The 21493-nt window shown below is 66.5% G+C and carries 19 protein-coding genes; 3 read left to right on the top strand and 16 right to left on the bottom strand.

Features of this window, described 5'->3' with window-relative positions; all coding sequences use genetic code 11:
• Nucleotides 1-414: 414 nt before the first annotated feature.
• Nucleotides 415-795 (top strand): hypothetical protein, encoded by a 381-nt coding sequence (locus G361_RS51905; RefSeq protein WP_196814646.1) that lies wholly within the window; start codon nt 415-417, stop codon nt 793-795.
• A 172-nt stretch (nt 796-967) separates the two neighbouring features.
• Here G361_RS51905 and G361_RS0127195 read toward each other — a convergent pair whose 3' ends face one another.
• The 10 genes from G361_RS0127195 to G361_RS0127240 all read right to left on the bottom strand — a co-directional run bounded on the left by G361_RS0127195 (nt 968) and on the right by G361_RS0127240 (nt 14532).
• A complete protein-coding gene (locus G361_RS0127195) occupies nt 968-2428 on the bottom strand; it encodes a hypothetical protein (RefSeq protein WP_019930286.1) in 1461 nt (486 codons plus the stop codon).
• Complete coding sequence (locus G361_RS45075) at nt 2425-3750, bottom strand: KGGVGR-motif variant AAA ATPase (RefSeq protein WP_052172878.1); 1326 nt, start codon at nt 3748-3750, stop codon at nt 2425-2427. The genes G361_RS0127195 and G361_RS45075 overlap by 4 nt, the downstream gene beginning before the upstream one ends.
• Before the next feature lie 2 nt (nt 3751-3752).
• Nucleotides 3753-4220 carry a hypothetical protein gene (locus tag G361_RS0127205; RefSeq protein ID WP_155981795.1) on the bottom strand — a complete coding sequence of 156 codons (468 nt, stop codon included), beginning with the start codon at nt 4218-4220 and terminating at the stop codon, nt 3753-3755.
• 50 nt (nt 4221-4270) lie between these two features.
• Entirely contained in the window at nt 4271-5449 is a 1179-nt protein-coding gene (locus G361_RS0127210) for a TIGR02679 domain-containing protein (RefSeq protein ID WP_369797939.1), read from the bottom strand.
• Nucleotides 5439-9647 (bottom strand): TIGR02680 family protein, encoded by a 4209-nt coding sequence (locus tag G361_RS0127215; protein WP_019930290.1) that lies wholly within the window; start codon nt 9645-9647, stop codon nt 5439-5441. The genes G361_RS0127210 and G361_RS0127215 overlap by 11 nt, the downstream gene beginning before the upstream one ends.
• Nucleotides 9644-10789 carry a TIGR02678 family protein gene (locus tag G361_RS0127220; RefSeq protein ID WP_036495551.1) on the bottom strand — a complete coding sequence of 382 codons (1146 nt, stop codon included), beginning with the start codon at nt 10787-10789 and terminating at the stop codon, nt 9644-9646. Before G361_RS0127220 ends, G361_RS0127215 begins: the two co-directional genes overlap by 4 nt.
• A gap of 18 nt (nt 10790-10807) precedes the next feature.
• On the bottom strand, nt 10808-12352 hold the full coding sequence (locus tag G361_RS0127225; protein WP_019930292.1) for a DUF2397 domain-containing protein: 1545 nt from the start codon (nt 12350-12352) through the stop codon (nt 10808-10810).
• 193 nt (nt 12353-12545) lie between these two features.
• A complete protein-coding gene (locus G361_RS45080; protein ID WP_019930293.1) occupies nt 12546-12824 on the bottom strand; it encodes a hypothetical protein in 279 nt (92 codons plus the stop codon).
• A 40-nt stretch (nt 12825-12864) separates the two neighbouring features.
• The gene (gene nrdF / locus G361_RS0127235) at nt 12865-13827 is read right to left on the bottom strand and encodes a class 1b ribonucleoside-diphosphate reductase subunit beta (RefSeq protein ID WP_019930294.1); all 963 of its coding nucleotides are present in this window, start codon (nt 13825-13827) and stop codon (nt 12865-12867) included.
• Between the two features lie 201 nt (nt 13828-14028).
• Nucleotides 14029-14532, bottom strand: coding sequence for a hypothetical protein (locus G361_RS0127240; protein WP_036495552.1), 504 nt, complete (start codon nt 14530-14532; stop codon nt 14029-14031).
• Between the two features lie 168 nt (nt 14533-14700).
• Between G361_RS0127240 and G361_RS0127245 the strand changes: the two genes are divergently transcribed.
• The gene (locus tag G361_RS0127245; RefSeq protein WP_019930296.1) at nt 14701-15123 is read left to right on the top strand and encodes an RDD family protein; all 423 of its coding nucleotides are present in this window, start codon (nt 14701-14703) and stop codon (nt 15121-15123) included.
• A gap of 58 nt (nt 15124-15181) precedes the next feature.
• On the opposite strand, the gene nrdE is transcribed toward G361_RS0127245, so the two are convergent.
• From nrdE to G361_RS0127265, 4 genes are all read right to left on the bottom strand, one after another.
• Entirely contained in the window at nt 15182-17263 is a 2082-nt protein-coding gene (nrdE, locus tag G361_RS0127250) for a class 1b ribonucleoside-diphosphate reductase subunit alpha (RefSeq protein WP_019930297.1), read from the bottom strand.
• Nucleotides 17264-17322: 59 nt separating this feature from the next.
• Nucleotides 17323-17805 (bottom strand): class Ib ribonucleoside-diphosphate reductase assembly flavoprotein NrdI, encoded by a 483-nt coding sequence (gene nrdI / locus G361_RS0127255; protein WP_019930298.1) that lies wholly within the window; start codon nt 17803-17805, stop codon nt 17323-17325.
• Nucleotides 17806-17854: 49 nt separating this feature from the next.
• Entirely contained in the window at nt 17855-18088 is a 234-nt protein-coding gene (locus G361_RS0127260) for a redoxin NrdH (protein ID WP_026343576.1), read from the bottom strand.
• Nucleotides 18089-18622: 534 nt separating this feature from the next.
• On the bottom strand, nt 18623-19186 hold the full coding sequence (locus G361_RS0127265; RefSeq protein ID WP_019930299.1) for an NAD(P)H-dependent oxidoreductase: 564 nt from the start codon (nt 19184-19186) through the stop codon (nt 18623-18625).
• A 91-nt stretch (nt 19187-19277) separates the two neighbouring features.
• On the opposite strand from G361_RS0127265, the gene G361_RS0127270 reads away from it, so the two are divergent.
• Nucleotides 19278-19979: a TetR family transcriptional regulator gene (locus tag G361_RS0127270; protein WP_019930300.1), complete on the top strand. Its 702-nt coding sequence runs from the start codon at nt 19278-19280 to the stop codon at nt 19977-19979.
• Between the two features lie 45 nt (nt 19980-20024).
• On the opposite strand, the gene G361_RS0127275 is transcribed toward G361_RS0127270, so the two are convergent.
• Together G361_RS0127275 and moaA are read right to left on the bottom strand one after the other, a co-directional pair.
• On the bottom strand, nt 20025-20267 hold the full coding sequence (locus G361_RS0127275; RefSeq protein ID WP_019930301.1) for a MoaD/ThiS family protein: 243 nt from the start codon (nt 20265-20267) through the stop codon (nt 20025-20027).
• Complete coding sequence (moaA, locus tag G361_RS0127280) at nt 20260-21318, bottom strand: GTP 3',8-cyclase MoaA (RefSeq protein WP_019930302.1); 1059 nt, start codon at nt 21316-21318, stop codon at nt 20260-20262. Before moaA ends, G361_RS0127275 begins: the two co-directional genes overlap by 8 nt.
• Nucleotides 21319-21493 lie beyond the last annotated feature (175 nt).

Here is a 21493-nt window from a genome sequence, read left to right on the forward strand (position 1 = left end):
CCGGCTCACCAAGCGCGCATTCCGATAGCCGAATGCTGTGCGGGTTCCGATCCCCCTGCACCGCCACGACAGGTTACCGTGGCCGAGCAGGACCTCGATCCGAACCCAAGTGGACGGCACGGTTCCGCCGTGAGGCACGGCTCATGGCCCGGCCGTCACATCCGGGCACGCCCATGACCGGCACCGACCTGGTCCGATGGGCTGGGTGGGCACCGACCGGCTATCACCCATCCTTACTGAGTAGGCGACCCCGCCCTGCTGACGCACCGTCTGACCCAGCAGCTGCCCACCTTCCGACGCCTGCTCGGTCCCCGTCACATCGAACAGGTCCCGGGCGCGAACTGGCCGAGAGATCGACATCCTGGGCAAATGCTCTGAGATCACCTCGCCCATCTGCCGGGTGGTACGGGTGAGGTGTTCCGCGGCAGAGACATTCGATTGCGCCGAGAGGTCGCGATCAAACAGATCGGCCGTGCATTCACCGACGACGAGGAAGCTCGTCGACGATTCGCCCGAGAGGCTCGCATCACCTCCCGGCTGCACCACCCGGGTGTACTGGCAGTGTTCGACTTCGACAAGGACGAACTGTATCTGGTGATGGAACGGCCTAACACCCATGGGTGCATTGCCGGCCGAGCGCGAGATTCGAGGCCTCCCACTCGGCTAGGCAGGAACCAGAGCGAATATTCAACTGCACTATTGTGTTTCGGAACTGTTCGAGAGCGCACCGCCGTCCCGTGCGACCGATCTGCACTCGCTCGGTCTCTTGCTCTTCGAATTACTATCCGGTCGTGAGCCTTCGATTCCAGCAAGCTTGGTCCCGTCATTGCCTGGCTGCGCCCAGTCCAGAGCCGCCGACAACCCGATTCGCCTGGATGTCGACGCGTTACCGCCCCCGGCCTGGCCTCTCGGCGGCCGGCGCTCGGCTCGGCCACCACCACGACGACCACCATCGTCATCCCCATGCCTACGCCTTGGGGACCCCGCCCTTCCGCCCGATGGAGAATGCGATCCGGTACACGTCCGGGAGGTCCAATCGCCCGTCTTTCCTGCGCTGCATCACGCCGAGTTCGATCAATTCGCCGATGAGGCGGCTGTAGTTGTCCGGATACCTGGGGCCGGTGCGCAGTTCGTCTTCGTCACTGCGCGACATCCGGACGGCCTCTTCGCGGAACAGTTGGGACAGTCCTCTCTTTTCCCACAGGTCGACCACAGCCGACTCCTCGATGGGTACCTGCTGTCCGGCGAGTAGTTCAACAGCGGTTCCGACCCACGGCAGATCCTCTCGAATTTCGGTAACCCGGGTCTTGGAAGCCACCTGAACTCCACGACGAATTCCCTCGTGGAAGATCGGGTACGTACTGGAAGGACGGTTCTCGATGGTGTCCTGCACCGCCGCGAACAGCGCAACCATGAAACTGCGCGGACTGACTTGTTCGGTGCCGTCCATCAGATGATTCGGCAACCAAGTGTAGGTTATTCCTTTGCGATAGTTTGCACCCATATAGGGACCGGCTATCTTCCTGAATTCCGCCGCCTGCGTTTCGGCCTCACGCACGAGCGATTCCGGCGGAAGATGTCTGCCGGATGCCGGTTCCCGCCAGCCTGGAGTGGCTGTCCGAAATTTCTCGGCCGCGGGGAGCTCTGAATTGCCGAGGTAGTGGAAGAACAGCCCGTAGAGATTGGCGGTGGACCATTTCAGATCAGCGGCGTTGGATACCAGTTTGGAGGCATCGGGGAAGTGCAGATCGGCCCCCTCCAGCATATCCGGGCGTATGAATATCTTGAACCGGATCGCTTTGGTCCGCAATCGCAAGTCGAGTGCCAATTGCAGAATTCCGCCGACCCAGAGGTCCGCCAGCCGGCGTTCGGAGTGCAGGTGTTCGAGTGCGTCGAACAGTATGAGCTGTGTGGTGGCGGACGCCTGTGCTTCCTGGTCGGCACGCGCAATCCAGCGATCACGTTCGCCAGGATTGTCCCGCAACCAGTCGAGCCGCGCCGACCAGCCGGCGGCCGCACTGATCCCGGGATGTTTCAACGCGACCAGCAACACGGCGTTCCACAGCTGGTATGCCTCGGCTCCGGAATCAATGAGCTGCCGCAGTTCACTCGGTCCCGGGTAGCGGTCCGGTTCGAGGTCGGCACCGAATCCGGCCGAGACCTGCACTCGATTCAGGCGATCGATGTTGTACTCGGCTGCCGCGAGCCTGCGCAGATCGTCGTTCAACAGTGAGCGGCACCAAACGGTCTTCCCGACACCCCGGCCACCGCGGACGACCGTCGCGTCGACATCCAGTGCCCGCCGATGCCGGTCCGGGGTGAAAAGACTCGTGATCGAAGGCCGGATCGTGTCCGCATCCTGCGCCGAGGGAAGCGCATCGGACAGCAGCGCACGGTACTCGTCGACATCCAGGTGGACAGTGCTCATACAGTTCCTCCCGTAACCAGATTCCCTGCATCACGGAGGAATTCAGCGTAAGCAGTTCCCACAAATCCTATATCGGCCAGGTCGGTAGAAACCGCATCGATACCGACCAGCTCTTGGGTGAACAGAATCGGAATCGGAAAATGTGGTCCGGTAATATCTTCAGGACTCGGATTGAACCCCACCGAGTCACCATCCGGCAGGTTGTCGTACAAAATGGAGAAGCATGACCACGAGCGATCGACAAAAGAATCCAGATAATGGTCCTTGGACATCCCCGGACGGTCGGGCACCATGGCCGCGACCATTTTGATCTTCTCACGAACGGACTGCGCTTGGCCACATTCCTGCCAATATCGAAACAGGTCCTGATAACCGTCCCAGGTCTGGGAATTATCTGCCCCGAAAAGCAGCGCGAGGTCACTGAGTTTGGAAATTGTCACCGCCGCCAGGTCGTGCAATCCCGCCCGACTGTCCAGCAACACCACATCCGGCCGCCTGCTGCGATCGGCAATGGAATCTTCACAGGCGGTGACGGCCGATTCCAACCGGTCCGCGAAGGTCGACCCACCCGACAATTCACCATACACTCTGTTGAGTTTGCTCACATAGGTATAATTGCCGTCACCATTACCGGCGCCGCGTGCCGGAGCCACCCACAGTTCGCCGTTTCCACGTGCAGAGAATTTCGATGCGCGCACCACCAAATCCAGACCATCGGAATTCTCCACGGCAGATTCGACCATTTGGTCGATCAACCCGTAACGAGGAAGTTCGTCACCGGCGACCAACATCGGCCCCACCCCCGGAGACTCGAGGTCCAGGTCCACGACAAGTACACATCTACCCGAATCTGCCAAGTAACGGGCCAGCATACCGGTGGCGGTCGATCGGCCCACCCCACCTTTGAAACCGTACAGGGCGACACGAAATGAGCCACTCGGGTCGGGAGATTGCGGCCGAACCCGCGCCCAATCCTGTCCGACAATTGTGTTCTCGATGCGGCGGATCTTCCCATGCCCCGCGATATTCTGGTCGATCGGCTCCGGCAACGCTCGACCGAGGAGTTCGGCTGCCATGAACAGACTCGAGGCCACGACCACAGGACGCTCGGCCTTGTAGGGCCCGAACCGATCTGACGCAAGACGTTGCCATTCGGCAAGCGCGTCGGGGTCGACTTCCTGCTCCTGGTCGTCCAGAACCAGGGTCATCCGCCCCAGCACGTCGCGCACCATCACGACGCCAAGCCCGGTGGAGGCTATTTCCTTCGCGATTTCCCGGGCCCGAGGAATCACATCGTCGAAGCGGATGGGGTCGGAGTCCATGGTCACGGGATCCTCCCGGCGAGACTCGCTTCCTGTTCCAGGGTCAGCATGTCGACCGATGCGTTCTTCCGCTCGGCCACCGTCGTCGCCGTTACCGTCGTGTCGTCACGATACCGATCCGCGACATCCCAGGTACTGAACGGATCCGACGTCGTCAGTATCCGGTGTAGCTTTCCGCCGGAACGGCCGTGAATATGCAGCGGCAGATCGTGCCACAGGTTGGGTAGGTGGCCGAGGTCCTTCTTGTCCGAGCCGATCCACGGTTTGTTCGGCGGGTTTCCGTTTACCCTTTTCGGCGCCATGCTCGCCCCGCCGTACCGCAGCATCATGCTCTTCAAAGCACACTCGACGGCAAATCCATAGTGGTGGTCGGCATTCGGCAGCCGACTGTCGTCGTGCAAGTAGACGGCGTCCTTGTGGTGCCGCTGCGCAGCGCACCGATAGTCATCTTCGAACGAGGTCTGTGGCACACCGCAGATCCTAACCATTCAGCCGTGATTTTCCCGCAATCAGCCGATCGTCACCCCGCCAGATCCGCCAGCAACGCCCCCAACACCGATTCCTCGTGCAGATCCCGCCCCACCGATCCGTGCACCCCCACCAGCGAATCCCCCTCCCCCGCACCGAAATACCCGGTGTACGTGGCGATATCGAACCGCCACAACCCGGCCCCCGGCGCCGCCGTACGCACGGCGTCCACGATGACGAATCCGGTCGCGTCGATATCCGCCCGTACCCGCACCTCGATACCCGCGTCCGCGGCACCGGCGATCAGATCCAGCGCCGCCAGCGCCGGTACCCCGTCGGTGCAGATGAGCGGCGCACAGCGCTCCCCCAGTTCGTCGGCAGCGGCCTCGACCACGGTCGGGTTCTCACAGACGTATATCCGCGGCGGCGGTGGCTGGAAATGCCAGGGCCCCAACAGGTCCCGCAGGGTGAGCCAGGCCGGGGCGCCCGGCCGGTGACCGGCGGTGATGTCCAGTGGCAGGTTCAAGGTCAGTACCCGGGACGACACCGTATCGCAGCGGACGCCGGCGGCCGACCAGACCGCTCGCCATTCTCGTCCCGGCCGGGCCGGCCGCGCGACACAGGTTTTCGCGGCGATGAGCCGGGCCGTCGCCCGGCCCAACTCGGTGTCGTAATCCAGCGCGTGCGCGTTGTGGGTGACGATGGCGGCCAGCTGGGCGAGCCGCATCGGCGGACCGGTCCACGGTAAACGGGGCCACACCTCGGCTATCTGCCCGGCGAGTTCCGCGGCCCGCCCGGTGCCGGGTCTGGGGATGCTCCGATCCGCCAGCCACCGCCGGCCCACCTCGGCGGAAACCCCGACAGCATCGAGTATTTCCAGAACCTGCCCGTGTTCCTCTTGTGCCGCACGATGTTCCGCATCGCGAGTCTCTCGCCGATCGACCAACGGCATACCGTCGAGCGTCTCCACGAACCCCCGCACGGTCATCCGATGGTCGCGGAGTCCGGAGGCGAACGCCTGCAACGTGACCGGACCCCCGGACACTTCCCATGCTGTTCCCAGCAAGCGACCCACCTGCCGGCGCTCGTCGGATGTCAGTGTGATACTGAGCTTTCCACGTTCCAGGCCGCCACCACGCTGCGCCCGCCGGCGAACCGCCCCGAGTACCCGCGCCGGCCCGGGCAACGCCGCCCATACCCGAAGCCCTTCCGGCACCGGCTCATTCATCATCGAGTCCGAACAGCCCCTCGCCCGGCGTCTCCACCGCGCCGGTGAACCCCAGTCGTTCGACGTCGACAGTGGTCAAAGTCCCGCCGCACCACAGGTAGGGCAGGACATCGACCCCCGGCAGGTGCCGTTCGCGGGCCAGGTCGTAGACCGCGACCGCAGGCACGGTCTCGTAGTTGCACCATTCGTCGTGCGCGGTCAGCATGATGTCGAGTTCGAAATCCACGGTCAGCCCCATGAAGGAGGCCTTGATCTGGGTATCCACTCCGGTCATCGCCTCGTCCAGCCACACCCACCGCGGCGCGTGCGCGACCGCCGCGTCGTAGGCCACGACGGCGGCCGCGAACAGCGGCTGGGACAGCAGCACCACCTTCTCACCACCGGATTTCGCCCCGTGTTTGGCCGCGTCGAACAGCGACCACCGACTGGTCGACCCGGGCCGGTACTGCAACGTGATCCGCAGCCAGCCACGGTAGTCGAGTGCCCGGGTGAGCTGCTGTTTCCAGTCGGCGGCCCCTTCGGCCGCCGCATCACTGCGGGCCTGATCGATCCGGCGGGACAGGAATTCCCGCACCATCTCCTGCCGCTCCGGTGACAATTCGGCGTATCCCTGGCCCAGCGCGCCGACGACGGCCTCCGCATCCGGGTCGGCCGGGTCCGCTTCACACACCACACGCACCGCATGCCCCTGCCGGGTCGGATGCGAGACGAGGTGCGTGTTGATATTGGCGAAGGTGCGGGTGGTGTAATCCAGGCGGTCCTTCAGATGTTCGATGAAGGTCGACCCCAGCAGGGTGGCGAGCACCCGCTGCTGCTCCGCGTCGTAGCTCTCCCGTTGATTACGCACCAGGTCGGCCAGGGTGTCGGCGGCGTCGGGCGGGAGTTCGAAGCCGTGGGTGCTGTCACTGTGGATCTCCACCCGGGGCAGGGTGTCGTCCTCGTCGAGCACCCGGGCATCCTGCGACGGCAGCAGTGCCTGCCGGAGCTCCTCGAGCCTCTGCACGCAGCCACCCCACGCCCGGGACTGGTCGGCCTCTTCGGCTTTCACCTCGATCGTGCGGCGGATCCCGGTCGCGAGCTCCCGGGCCGACTGCACCACGCGGCGCTCCGGCAACTCCAGATCCAGGGTGCGAGCGAGTCCGGCGTCGACCGCCTCCCAGAGCGCGGTCATCGCCGCGTCGCGCCGCTGTTCGGCCTCCGCACGCCGCTGTTCGTGGTTGTCGAGCACATTCTCGGCGTGCAGTCGCGCCGAGTGCGCCGTGATCAGACGCTCGGAATGCCCATCGATCTCCCGCGCGAGCCGGTCGCGCAGTTGCTGGAGCTCCTCCTTCCGATCGAGTTGCTGCCGGGCGCCCGCGCCGAGCGCCAGTTCCGCGGTGTCGAGCTTGACCTGCGATTGCCGCAACGCGGTGGCGGCGTCGTCCAGTTCGGCCTGTGCCGCACGCAGCACGTCGAGCCGCTCGCTGTGGGCGGCCAGTACGCCGGACAGGGCCTCCTCCAGCACCCCGAGCAGGTCGAGGGCGTGCCGATAGTCGGTCAGCCGGTCGCCGAAATCGGTCAGTGCCTGCTGCTGGAGGTCGAGCTCGGTCAGCCGGAAACCGTGTGTGCCGGCGTATTCGGCGAATACGGCGCGAGCGTCGTCCAACCGGCCGAGAGCGGCATTGTGGACGCTCTCCGCATCGGCGAGTTCCGCGGCGCGGGCCAGCCGGGACCGGTAGCGTTCCGCCCACCGCACGACCGCGTCGGATAAGGCCCGCTCCCCGGCCGCCGGCACGGTGCGGGCTTCGACCGCCAGCTGTGCCAAAGCTCTTTCGGCGGTGGCGAGTTGCTCGTCGCACTCCTCGATCCGCTGATTCAGTGCCGCCACTTCGGTTTCCAGCCGGGCGATCAATCGTGCCCGAGCCGCCGCTCGCGCCGTCGCGCCGAGGTAGGCGGCCGGACCGGACGGCGCCGCTCGACCGGCCAGCCCGCCGAGCCGCCAACTCCCTTCGGCGGCAAACCAATCACCGTCCGTGGCGGTGCCGGCCCGCTCGGACCAGCCGAAACCCGCCAGGACCCGGGCGACGATCCCGGCGGGTACCCCACCCGCGGACACCGGCGTCAGCACCGCCGACAGATTCGACGGGACTTCGGAAACACTCACCGGGACATGGATATCCATCGAACCGGCGTCGATCGATCCGTCCGGGGCGACCCATGCGTCCAGCAGTCCCGACGCCGCCAGGGCGGCTTCCAATCCCGCGAGCGTCGAATCGTCCATTCCCGGAACCGGATTCACCAGTCGCCACAGCGGCGCACCGCGGTCGGCGCCGAGTTCGGGCCGGGTGCGGCGCTGCCACGACGTCGGTGCGGCGGGCTCGGACTCCGTGTTGCGCCGCGCCACGGCCAGCCGTTCGGCGACCGCGTCCCGTTCGGTGACCAGTGGCGCCCGCTCGAGCCGGATCGCTTCGGCCCGCCCGGACCAGGTCCCCCGAATCTCCGCGACATGTGCGCGCATCGCCTCGACCACCGACGGTGGTTGCGGCGGAGGCGATCCGGCATCGTCGATGACGGTCATCTCCGGGATCATGTCGCACCAGCGGCCGAGTAGCTCGCCGGCGCAGACCGCGGCCGACGCTTCGGCCGCCCAGGCCCGGACCCGCTCGGTCAGGATATCGGCCGCAACCTGGACCTCGTGCCGGGCTCGGTCCTCGTCCACACCTGCCCGGTGCACCGCGGCCGAGGCCAGTTCGACGGACTGCTCGGACCGGTCGGCGTCCCGTTGCGCGTCGGTGCGCTTGCGGTCCAGCGTCCGCAGCTGCCGAAAACGCGCTGTCCTGGACTGGAACTCGCCGCCCAGTGCGTCGACGTCACGATCCGGCAGATGCCGCGCGAGCGCACCCGCCAGCCCGGCGCCGTCCGCGGCCGCGATCAGTCGCTGCGCCACCTGCTCGGCTTCCGCACCGGCACGGACTGTTTCAGCCCGGGCGCCGGCGGTCCGATCACGGGCCGCCCGTTCTGAGATCTCCTCCCGCCGCACCCTGGCCGCGACATCCGCGTGCCGGGAACGCCATGCGGCGGTTTCGCGGCGCAGTCCCTCCACCCTGCCGGTGGCCGCGACCGCGTCCTGGTACACCTGGGATTCCAGCAGCTCCCGCAACGCGGTATCGCTGTCTGCGTGCGCGGTTCTGGTCTCCGCCAGCACCGTTCGCGTCGACTCCAGTTCGGCGCGAACCTGCTCCACCTGCCCCTCGGCCGCCTTCTTGTCAGCCGTCGTCCGGTCCAGCTGGGTTGTGGCACTTGCCATCTCGTCCGCGCGGCGGCGCAGCACCACGCGCGCCCACGGCCGCCACCCGACCCGGACGAACGTGGCGATCGCCCGCGCGGCGTCCTCGGTGCGCTGCATCGCCGACCGCAGCTGCTCGAGATGCTCCCATCCGTCGGCCAGCTGATCGACCTCATGAGTAGCCAACGGCGGCAATGCATCTCGCAGGGTATTGGCGAGGCTGGCGGGGTTGAGCCGCTCTCCGAGTTTCGGCTTGCGCAACTGCTTGAGCAGTTCGGTGAGATTGTCGTACGACTCCGGAGACAGCCCGAACAACTCGTCGGCCAGCCGGGCCCGATAGGCAACGGCGCTCGGCGGCATCGTGATTCCGTCGAACTTCTTCAGATCCTTCTGCTCGATCGCCCGTCCCTCGCGGATCAGGCAGAAATCCGGTCCGACCCGCATCCTGGTGACGAAATGCCAGGTACTCACCGGCGTGGACCCGGTTCCGGTCCGCGCCGACGCGCCGAGACCACAGGTGAAGAACTGCTCGGATCCGTCGTCGGCGCGGCGGCCGAATTCGACCCAGGCATAGCCGAGCCCCGCGTCCGCCGGCGGCCGCGGATCATCACCGTCGCCGGTGGGCAGCAGATTGAAGCGCATGGTCCGATGCTGCGAACCGAATGGGTCCAGCACCGCCGGCGCGATCTCACCACGCAGCAGCATCAGCGTGGTCAGCTCGAGCACCTTGGTCTTACCGGCGCCGTTACCGCCGCGCAGCACCAATCGCCCGTCGGCGAACCAGAATTCGGCGTCGTCGTACTCCCACAGATTCGCGATGCCGACCCGTAGCGGCTGCCATCGGGTGCGCCCCGGTGCGGGTAGCCCACCGGTCTGCGCGGCCCGCAGCCAGGCGGCCTCGTCCGCCAACCCCACGCGGTCCAGCGTTCCGGTCACTGCGTGTCCTCCAATCGAGCGGTCACCGCCACAACCCGCGGATCCCGGTATCGGGCGACGATCGGGGTGAGCTGCCATTCACCCGCCTTCGGACCCGGGCGAATCAGATCCAATGCCCGCAGCAGATCGAGCACGCGCTCCCGCCGCGCGGCGTCGGCGGTGATATCGGCGGTGATCGACTTGGGATGCCGCACCGAGACCTCTGCCACCGCGGCCGTCAGATCCGCCTCGCCCACCACGTCCGCGTCGTCGCGCCGCCGATACAGTTCGTCGAGCACCATCAGACTGACGAAATCGACGGCCCGCAGCCGCGGGAACGGCAGGTCGGTGTCCGATTCCTCGGTGGCGATCAATGCCAGTCCCTCCGCCCGCTGTTCGACTGTCCACCCGGTCATCTCGGTGCACCAGGCCACGATTCGGCTGCGCTGCCGGATCAGGTACGCCCGCTCGGCCTCGGTCAGATCGCGGTACAGGCACACCGGCAATTCCAGTAACCGCCGCATCACCGAAAACCGTTCGGCGCCTTCGGAAATGACGGGTCCGCGGGTGCCGAGGGCCGCCGCGAGCGCGGCCGGATCGACCATGCGCAGCAACATCTCCCGCCGTATCTCGTAGGTACCGCCGACCTGGTCGGTGCGCCGCGTCCACCCATCACGCTGTTCGTCCCCGCCGGCGTCGACGGGTGCGAGCGCGCCGGTGGACAGCAGCAGTTTCACCGCCGTCGCGAACAGCTTCCGCTCGGCGAACCGGTCCGGATCGTACTCGGTGAGTTCGGCGTCGTCCCGGCCCGACAGCACCCGCACCCGATCCGACAGGTCCTGGGTGGTGGTGATCTCCTCGGCCTCCTCGGCCGCCGCCGCGGCCAGCAACGCCAGCACCAGCGCACGCCGCGGCGGCATCTCCACGCGTCGCGGCGCGATCACCGTGTCCCCCAGCGGAAGTCGGAACAACCGGGCACCAGTATCGGTGACGACCAGCCGATAACCGAGACGAGAACTGAACCAGTTCGACAACTCCACGCGGTGCCGCGGATGGCGCACCAATCCGAACAGTTCCGGATCGCGGCGCCGATCCACCACGGGATTGGCGAGCAAGCCCACGAAGGCGCGCCGCAGATCCACTTCGTCCCTGGTCCCACCCATCTGCTGAACGATAGCCGACTACGTCTGCGCCGGTTCGAGTTCGAAGAGCCAGTCCCGGGTGACGAATCGGCCCTGTGCGGTATCGATGGCGGTGGTCGCGCCGTCGGCCGGCCCGGTCAGCGTGACCTGCCACCGCCCGTCCTCGGTGACCGCGGTGCGTTGTGGTTCACCGCGGCGGGCCCGGGCTACCGCGATGAAGTCCAGCAGCACCGCCAGCTGAGGTTCGGTCAACGGCGCCCACGTGGACATCGACGTGCCGGAACGGCTTCGCAGTTCCGCTTCGGCGGCCAGCCGCTCGGCCCGCGCCGCGGACCGGGCCCGGCGCGCGGCCGCGCGGCCGGCCGAATTGTCGATTGCCTTGGTGCGCTTGCCGACTGCTGCACGGTGACCGTGTTCCCGGAACCGTGCGGTGATCGGTGCCGGATCCGCGTCGGCCCACGCCACCGCGTGCTCGTCGGCGCCCTCCGCGGGGACCAGCAGATGCCGGGCCGGGAAGACGCCCACCGCGGTATCCCATATCCGCCACGCGGACTCGTCGTCCGGGGCGCGTTCGATCGACCGCGCCAGTGCCAGCAATTCGCTTCGCCTGGTGAGCGCGCCACCGGTGTCCATCAGGATGTGCATGTTGCGCGCCCACGGCGCCACCAGATCGCGCAGCTGCCGGCGTAGGCGACGGGCCTGGCCGTCACCACCGGCGAACCACCCGCGCAGCGCCGCCCAGGTGCCCACCCAGCGCCGCACCTGTGGTTCGACGATCCCGTCCGCCGCATCGGCGGGCAACGCGCCCCGCACACAGGTCCGCCAGATCTGTTCGGACAGTAAGGGTTCCAGCTCGTCGATCAGGGCTGCCACGGTCGGGGTGTAGATGTCGACCTGCTCACCCCACATCCCCACATAGGATTGCAAAGTGCGCCAGAGGATTTCCTGTTTACCAGGGTCGGGCGCACCGGACAACGCATGTGCCAGACTGCGCTGCCACGTGCGCGCCGCGACCGCCATGCTGTGCTGCAAGGTGATGATCTGCTGATATTCGGCGGCGGCGGCGGGAAACTGCCGCTCCCGCACCGCGGCAGCGAACTGCCGCAAGCGGTCGTGGATCGCCCGCGGCGCGAGGGTCAGATCCGCGGCCGCATCCTCGTCGGACCCCAATTCCAGTGTCCAGAACGCGTGTAACCGTGCGGCGACCGGAGTCAGCTGGAACCGATCGCGACGACGCAGGAAATCCTCGCCGGTGCGCGCCGGTTCCTGCCATCGGGTGAGGACGCCCCAGTTCACCAGACTGTCCAGCCGACCGTCCAGCGGGAACAGGTCGTCACGCACCAGCCGATCGGCCGTGACCGATTCGACTCGCTCACCCAGCCAGGTCCGCAGCCGGGCGGCGATCTCGTCGAACGCCATCCCGGTCAGGCTGGTGTCCTGCGCCTCCAGCATCACCTCGACGATCGCGCGATACTGCGCCGCGAACCGCGACGCCAGATAGGACGGCACCAGCTCCTGGCCCGGCAGGTACGCCGCCCACGGATCGGTACCCGCCGCCTCCGTCACCTCATCCCCGGCCACCATGCGGCCACCCTACCCCGCACCGAAAAGGTTCTCTCCGTGAAGGTGTGCGCGGTCGAACGTCAGCACCGGATCGGGGCAGTACCGGATGTGCCCACCCGCACCCCTTGCCGGCATGCGTCGTCGCGAACCGCGCTTCCCACATCCCGGGCTGCCTCGGCGGCGCCACCCGATCACCACTCTCGGCGGGCACTGTTCAGTTTCCGATCGGCTCGTGAACCGGACCGAAGTCGTCGTCGATCGGGCCCGAAAGCTGTTCCGCGAGAACCGGATCCGCGTAGACCGCGGCAGTACTGCGCCACTCTCCGAGGGTTTGCGCCAACACGGACCACTCCCCCAGTTCTGCGGACGCTCGAAAAGCACGAGCGAAATCGTGGACGAACTGTTGCCGAGCCGCCGCGGGCATGACATCCACCCACGGAAACTCGTCCAGCAGTGCCCGCGCGGCGATATCGGGTGGCAGGTGCATCAACACTCCTGGCAGGGTAAGCCGCCGGCGAGGGAATGCGCGCGGCTCAGAACTCCCAGTCCTCATCCTCCGTATTGACCGCCTTGCCGATGACATACGACGACCCCGACCCCGAGAAGAAGTCGTGGTTCTCGTCGGCATTCGGCGACAGTGCCGACAGGATGGCCGGATTCACATCCGTCTCGTCCTTCGGGAACAACCCCTCGTACCCCAGGTTCATCAACGCCTTGTTGGCGTTGTACCGGAGGAACTTCTTGACGTCCTCCGTGAGCCCGACCTCGTCGTAGAGATCCTGGGTGTACTCCACCTCGTTCTCGTACAGCTCGAACAGCAACTCGAAGGTGTAGTTCTTCAGCTGCTCGCGCTCGGGCTGGGTGAGCGGCTCCAGCCCCTTCTGGTACTTGTAGCCGATGTAGTACCCGTGCACGGCCTCGTCGCGGATGATCAGGCGGATCAGGTCGGCGGTGTTGGTCAGCTTGGCGCGTGAGGACCAGTACATCGGCAGATAGAAGCCGGAGTAGAACAGGAAGCTCTCCAGCAGTGTGGAGGCCACCTTGCGCTTGAGCGGCTCGTCGCCCCGGTAGTACTCGAGGACGATCTCGGCCTTGCGCTGCAGGTTACGGTTCTCCTCCGACCAGCGGAAGGCATCGTCGATCTCGCGGGTGGAGCACAGTGTGGAGAAGATCGAGCTGTAGCTCTTCGCGTGCACCGACTCCATGAACGCGATGTTGGTCAGCACCGCCTCCTCGTGCGGGGTGATCGCGTCGGGAATCAGGCTGACCGCGCCGACGGTGCCCTGGATGGTGTCCAGCAGGGTGAGGCCGGTGAAGACCCGCATGGTCAGCTGCTTCTCGTTGGCCGTCAACGTGTTCCACGACGGGATGTCGTTGGACACCGGCACCTTCTCGGGCAGCCAGAAGTTGCCCACGAGCCGATCCCAGACCTCGGCGTCCTTCTCGTCGGTCACACGATTCCAGTTGATCGCGGACACCCGGTCGATCAGCTTCACGCTGGTTCACTCACCCTTCTACCTCGCCGGTCTTCTCACCGGAGAACACTACTATTGGGGGCCGACAACCTTCGGCAGCACAACACCTTGTGTCTCGACACCATTCTCCTCCGAATGACGGAGGGGTGCGACGTGCCACGCGGGACCGTGCTCGCAGTGTGCCAGATCGCGACCCCGGCGCATACCGGAGTCGCCGGCCCGTCAGGCGAGCGTGGCCAGTACGGCGGCCTCCGCCACCGACCAGGTCGGCACCGGCACCACCCAGTCCGGCGCCGGCTCGGTCTGCATACCGAACCAGAACAGGTGCGGCACCAGCCCTTGCAGCGCTCGATGCACATCCAGCCGATCATCGATCATGTGGGTGATACCGAGCTCGCCACAGTGGATCGCCTTGTCCTTGCGAGCCCGGCAGAACCGTACATGATCGCGCGGCACGCCCGTGACACCGTAGAAATCGTGGTGATCGAGCCACTGCCGGGTCCGCTCCTCGATCCGCGGCCCGCATTTGGAGATGACCCACGCACCGTCGAACAGCGGCACCAGCCGAGCCAGCACCTCGAACGCCCCCGCGCTGGGTGGACTGCTCAGCGCCTGCTCGAGCCCGCCGGACAGGAAGACCGTGTCCTCACCTCCCGGCTCCAGCGCGGCCCCTTGGACGACCCGCCCGAAATCAATCCCCAATCGTGGTTTCGAAACTTTCTTCATCGCCGATAAGCATGCCGTCGGACGACATCGGGTTCCACCGGTTTTACCGCCGGAGGGAAATCTACGAGATGACATCGATCGGCGCAGGCCCGGCGAACCGACCGCCGCAGCCTGCGATCGCAACCGGACGCCAAGCGATACACAAGAACGATCGGGTGGGATGGGGAAATGAACGAGCAGCAGCAGCCCGCGCTGGATGGCACAACCCGGCCGGGGGCGATGGACCTGTTCGCGCGCAGCCGTTGGTTTCCCGGGCTCGACGGATGGGTGCGCTCGCTGGTGATGACGCTCGCCTTCCTCATCGACACGGCCCTGCACGCGGGGGTCGCGACCGGAGTCTGGTTCGCCGCCTCCGAACACGCCGTCGGCCCCCAGCCGGCCATCGTGTGCGCCGTACTGGCCTGGGCTGTGGTCTCGTTCGCGCACCGGACGTTCTTTCAGCGCCTGACCCACACCACGATCGGCAAGGCCGTGTTCGGGCTGCGCCTGCACAATCCCGGCGACTATCCGATCACCCTCTGGCAGCTGATCAAATTCTGGTGCTTCGCGGTGTTCCTGTGCCTGGCAAACGTCGCCGACATGTTCCCCTGACGCTCGGTAGCCCCACAGGGTGCATCCCGAACCGGAAACACCCTGTGCGCCACGGCTTCTAGAGCATGCAGCTCACGCAACCCTCGACTTCGGTACCCTCCAGGGCCATCTGCCGGATCCGGATGTAGTACAGCGTCTTGATTCCCTTGCGCCAGGCGTAGATCTGCGCCTTGTTGACGTCGCGGGTGGTGGCGGTGTCCTGGAAGAACAGCGTCAGCGACAGGCCCTGGTCGACGTGCTGGGTGGCGGCGGCGTACGTGTCGATGATCTTCTCGTAGCCGATTTCGTAAGCGTCCTCGAAGTATTCGAGGTTGTCGTTGGTCATGTAGGGCGCCGGATAGTAGACCCGGCCGATCTTGCCCTCCTTGCGGATCTCGATCTTCGACGCCACCGGGTGGATCGAGCTGGTGGAGTTGTTGATGTAGGAGATCGAGCCGGTCGGGGGTACGGCCTGCAGATTCTGGTTGTAGATACCGTGTTCCATCACCGACGCCCGCAGTTCACGCCAGTCGTCCCGGGTCGGGATGCGCACCCCGGCGTCGGCGAACAGCTGCCGGATCCGGTCGGTGGCCGGCTCCCACGGCTGCTCGGTGTACTTGTCGAAGTACACCCCGCTGGCGTACTTCGAATTCTCGAAACCGCCGAAGGCACGGCCACGTTCGATCGCGATCCGGTTGGAGGCGCGGATCGCGTGGTAGGCGATCGTGTAGAAGTACATGTTGGTGAAGTCGATGCCCTCGGTGGATCCGTAGTGGATCCGCTCCCGCGCCAGATAACCGTGCAGGTTCATCTGGCCGAGGCCGATGGCGTGGGATTCGTTGTTGCCCTGCTCGATCGAGGGCACCGAGTGGATGTGGGTCTGGTCCGACACCGCGGTGAGCGCGCGGATCGCGGTCTCCACCGAGCGGCCGAGATCCGGCGAATCCATGGTCTGCGCGATGTTCAGCGAGCCCAGGTTGCAGGAGATGTCCTTGCCGACCTTCGCATAGGACAGGTCGTCGTTGTAGACCGACGGGGTGGAGATCTGCAGGATCTCCGAGCACAGGTTGGAGTGGGTGATCTTGCCCGCCACCGGATTCGCCCGGTTCACCGTGTCCTCGTACATGATGTACGGATAGCCCGACTCGAACTGCAGCTCGGCCAGCGTCTGGAAGAATTCGCGCGCCTTGATCTTGGTCTTGCGAATCCGCTTGTCGTCCACCATCTCGTGGTACTTCGCGGTGACATCGATATCGGCGAACGGCTTACCGTAGATGCGCTCGACGTCGTACGGCGAGAACAGATACATGTCCTCGTTCTTGCGGGCCAGCTCGAAGGTGATGTCCGGGATGACCACACCCAGCGACAGCGTCTTGATGCGGATCTTCTCGTCCGCATTCTCCCGCTTGGTGTCGAGGAAGCGGTAGATGTCCGGATGGTGCGCGTGCAGGTACACCGCACCCGCGCCCTGGCGCGCGCCGAGCTGATTGGCGTAGGAGAAGGAATCCTCCAGCAGCTTCATGATCGGGATGACACCCGAGGACTGGTTCTCGATCTTCTTGATCGGCGCGCCGTGCTCACGAATGTTGCTGAGCAGCAACGCGACTCCGCCGCCGCGCTTGGACAGCTGCAACGCGGAGTTGATGGAACGTCCGATGGACTCCATATTGTCCTCGATGCGCAGCAGGAAGCAGCTGACCGGTTCGCCGCGCTGCTGCTTGCCCGAGTTGAGGAAGGTCGGGGTGGCGGGCTGGAAACGGCCGGAGATGATCTCCTCGACCAGTTCCTGCGCCAGCGCCTCGTCACCGTCGGAGAGGGTCAGCGCGACCATGCAGACACGGTCCTCGAACCGCTCCAGATAGCGCTTACCGTCGAAGGTCTTGAGCGTGTACGAGGTGTAGTACTTGAACGCGCCGAGGAAGGTCGGGAACCGGAACTTCTTCGCGTACGCCTGCTGGAACAGCTTCTTCACGAAGGCCCGGCTGTACTTGTCCAGTACCTCGGCCTCGTAGTAGTTCTCCCGGACCAGGTAGTCGAGCTTCTCGTCCAGGTTGTGGAAGAAGACGGTGTTCTGGTTGACGTGCTGCAGGAAGTACTGGCGGGCGGCGGCGATGTCCTTGTCGAACTGGATCTCGCCGTCGGGGCCGTACAGGTTCAGCATCGCGTTGAGGGCGTGGTAGTCGAGGCCGTCGGTGGCGGCCTCACTACTGACCGGACGCTCTAGGCGGGCCGTCTTTCCGGCCGGTGCTGTGGTCGTTGCCAAAACAATCCCAATCCCTCTCGGACGCGCTCGACGTCCTCCGCGGTTCCCATGAGTTCGAAGCGATACAGGTACGGCACCCCGCACTTGCGGGAGATGACCTCTCCCGCATAGCAGTACGTCTCACCGAAGTTGGTGTTGCCGGCCGCGATGACGCCGCGCAGCAACGCACGATTGTGTGGATCGTTGAGGAACTTCGCCACCTGCCTCGGGACGAATTCCTTGTCGGATCGGTTGCCCCCCAACACATGTCGACCGCCGCCGTAGGTGGGGCAGATCAGCACACAGGGCTCGTCGACGCGGAGCGAGTCGGCGGTGTGGAGCGGAATACGAACGGCCGGCAGACCCAGTCGCTCGACGAAACGGTGCGTATTCTCTGAGGCGCTCGAGAAGTAGACCAGCAGCCCCTCCCCGCCCGTGCGGGGCAGATCGGTGTCGATCATCGCAGCCGCACCCCTTCCCGGCCGCCCGCCCGATGGAGCGGGCAGCTACTCAGGCCACCAGGGCGGCCAAGGACTTGATCCGGTCCGGGCGGAAGCCGGACCAGTGCTCGTCGCCGGCGACGACGACCGGGGCCTGCAGATAGCCCAGCGCCATCACGTAGTCACGCGCATCGGGATTCTCCGAGATGTCGATGACCTCGTAGTCGACGCCGACCTTGTCGAGCGCGCGGTAGGTGGCATTGCACTGCACACATGCGGGCTTGGTGTAGACGGTGACGGTCATGAGTATCCCTCTCTCTTCATCCTCGACCCGATGCAACCTTGCAGTGCACGACTGAGCAGATCCGTGTGGTGCTGCGCATACCCCGGAAAGAACGACAGCATCGGGTGGTGTCCAGCCAACGCCGGGCGCATGCCGCCGACGGACCGACCAAGGCCCGGCGCCGTCGGATTCCCTGCCGTGACCGGCTCGGAATCCGCGTCGCCTTCCGGTACTCGAGACACTACACCTAGTGGCCGACAGAATCATCCAACACGACATGTAGCGAGTCACACGGATGGAATTCGCCGGACGTAAGTACCTGGACAGACGATCCCGCAACTCGACACGACAGTGGCGCAGATCACGATTTCACACAACAGTTCCTTCTCAGCAAACCCATCTCTCCCATTCGTCACAGTGATCCCATCCATCCCGGAAGCACCGTGGACCCCTTCGGCCACCTGTCGCCGGTACGACAAGGGCCCGCCCCCGTCGGCGTTGCGACGGGGGCGGGCCCTGGACGAGCGCCGGAGCGATCCGGCGCCTCGGGACGGATCAGGCGGCGACCTGAGCGATCCCGGTGACCAGCTCGCGGATCGCGCCGGCGAGTTCCGCGATGGTCTCGGCGTCCTGGCTCGGCGTGGCCTCGGCGAACCGCTGGCCGACGCCGCCGAAGTGCACGGTGGCGTCCTCCACGACCGCGGCGCCCGCGACGCCGAGCGCCTTCACGGTGTCGCCGTGCGCCCACTTGGCGGCATTCGCGCTGATGGAGGCGCTGATCACCGCGGTCGGCTTACCCTTGATCGCGCCGACGCCGTACGGGCGCGACGCCCAGTCGATGACGTTCTTCAGCGCGGCCGGGATGGTGCCGTTGTACTCGGGCACGAACAGCAGCAACGCGTCCGCGTCGGCGATCGCGGCACGCAGGGCGGTGGCCGCGGCGGGCACCTGCCCCTCGACGTCGAGGTCCTCGTTGTAGAAAGGAATGTCGCCGAGGCCCTCGTAGATGCTCACCTCCACGCCCGACGGGGCGGTCTGCGCCGCGGCTTCGGCGAGCTGCCGATTGATCGACGCGGCCCGCAGGCTGCCGACGAGCGCGAGAATGCGAGTCTGGGACATTGACGATTCCTCCTGAAGCGGTGTTGCGGCGCACGGCGCCTGTACGTCAGGATAACCGGACCATGGTCCGCTTTCATTCCGCCCCCCGAGGATGCCCGTCGTGAGCCGTGACACAGACGACCCGTCCGATCCGTGTCTCGAGCAACCGGCCGGGACCCTGCCGATCCACCTGCCGATCGAGCCGGTCTCGGTGGATCTGTCCGGCTCCGACCTGTTCCCTAGCCTGTCGGTACTCGGACATCCGGAACGCAGCGACGCCGCCCGCAACCGGCAACTGCTGCTGGACGCCGCCGAGCAACTGGTCCGCGAGGAGGGCGCCGACGCGGTCACGATGGACGCGGTGGCCAAGCGCGCCGGGGTCGGCAAGGGCACGGTGTTCCGCCGGTTCGGCAACCGCGCCGGGCTGATGCTCGCACTGCTCGATCAATCCGATCGGAAGATGCAGGCCGCCTACATGTTCGGGCCGCCGCCGCTGGGTCCCGACGCGCCGCCGCTGACCCGGCTGATCGCGTTCGGCCGGGCGCGGATGGCGCTCATCCAGGTCGAGGGCGAACTGCGCCGCGCCGCCGACCGGGGCACCCACGCCAGCGCGCCCTACAACATCGCCAAAACCCATGTGGCCCTGCTGCTCCGGCAGGCCGGAGCCAGGGGCGACATCCCGCTGCTGGCCGACACGCTGCTGGCGAGCCTGGACGCCGCCCTGGTACTGCACCAGATCCGGGTCCTCGGCTACACCCCGGACCAGATCGTCGACCACTGGGAACATCTGGTCCGCGCGATCGTCGCGGCGTAACCGGGCGAGGTCCTCACCCGCGCCGACGGCACGCGCGGCGGCGCGTCACCCGCCCGCGAACGGCGGCAGCACGTCGACCCGGGCGGTGAGCACGGCGGCATCGTCGCGGGTCAGCTCGTCGTCGATGAGGAAGGCGCACACCTTCAACATCGGATCCAGCTCGGGGCCGTAGGTCCCGGTGAGTACGCGGCGCAGGTCGGCGACGGTGGCCTCGGCGGGCAGGTCGAAACGTTCGCTCACCTTGCCGACCGCGTCGGCGATGGCGGCGAAGTAGCGGATCTCAACCACCGATTGCTCCCATCGTTCGTTCCGGCGGCACGAAACCCTCGGCGTCGATGCCGTGGCCCGCCCACTTGTTCCACATCGCACCCCGCCACACGCCGGCCACCTCGGCATCGGAGGCGCCCGTGCGCAACAGGCTGCGCAGATCGTATTCCTGATCGCTGAACAGGCAGGACCGCACCATTCCGTCGGCGGTGAGCCGGGTGCGGTCGCAGTCGCCGCAGAACGTGCGGGTGACCGAGGCGATGATGCCGACCGTGGCGGGCCCGCCGTCGACCAGCCAGGTCTCCGCCGGCGCGGACGGATCCGACCGGCCGATCGGCTCGAGGGTGAAGCGCGCGCCGAGCACGTCCAGCAGTTCGGCGGCGGTGATCATGTTGGCGCGGGCCCATTCGTGATCGGCGTCCAGCGGCATCTCCTCGATGAACCGCAGTTCACAGCCCTCGTCGAGGCACCAGCGCAGCAGATCCGCTGCGCCGGAAAGGGTTTCGCGCATGAGCACCGCGTTCACCTTGACCGGCGCCAGCCCGGCCGCGTGCGCGGCGCGGATACCCGCCTGCGCCGAGGCCAGCCGGTCGCGCCGGGTCAGCCGGGCGAATCCGGCGCGGTCGACGGTGTCCAGCGAGACGTTGACCCGGCGCAGCCCGGCCGCCGCGAGGCCGCGTGCCCGGTGCTCCAGCCCGACGCCGTTGGTGGTCATGGCCAGCGGGGTGCCCGGCACCTCCGCCCGGCAGCCCGCGACGATCTCCTCGAGATCACGCCGCATCAGCGGCTCGCCGCCGGTGAACCGGACCTCGCGCACCCCGAGTTCCCGCACCGCCAGCGCGACCAGCCGGACGATCTCCGGCGCGGACAGCAACTCGTGGCCCGGAATGGCAGGCAGGCCCTCCTCGGGCATGCAGTAGGTACACCGCAGCGAACACTTCTCGGTGATCGACACGCGCAGATCCCGGGCGATGCGGCCGAATTTGTCGACCAGCTCGGGGGTGTCGGGCCGGCCGTCGAGCGCGGGACGCCCACCCCGCACCGCAGGGAGCCCCATGAGAACGACGGTCATCCGCCCATTATGTCCACTCATCGATCTCACGCCCACCCGACGGCCCTCGGTGAGCTGGCCGCTCGACGGTCCGATCGCGCGACCGGCGGGCCGTATCACCGAGGCTGCGGCGGCATCCGGGAAATCCGTCCGCAACTCCGGAAATTCCGAGCTACGGTCCCGCACCGAGATCGAA

Origin of the sequence: Nocardia sp. BMG111209 (genome assembly GCF_000381925.1) — a bacterium.
Taxonomy (GTDB): domain Bacteria; phylum Actinomycetota; class Actinomycetes; order Mycobacteriales; family Mycobacteriaceae; genus Nocardia.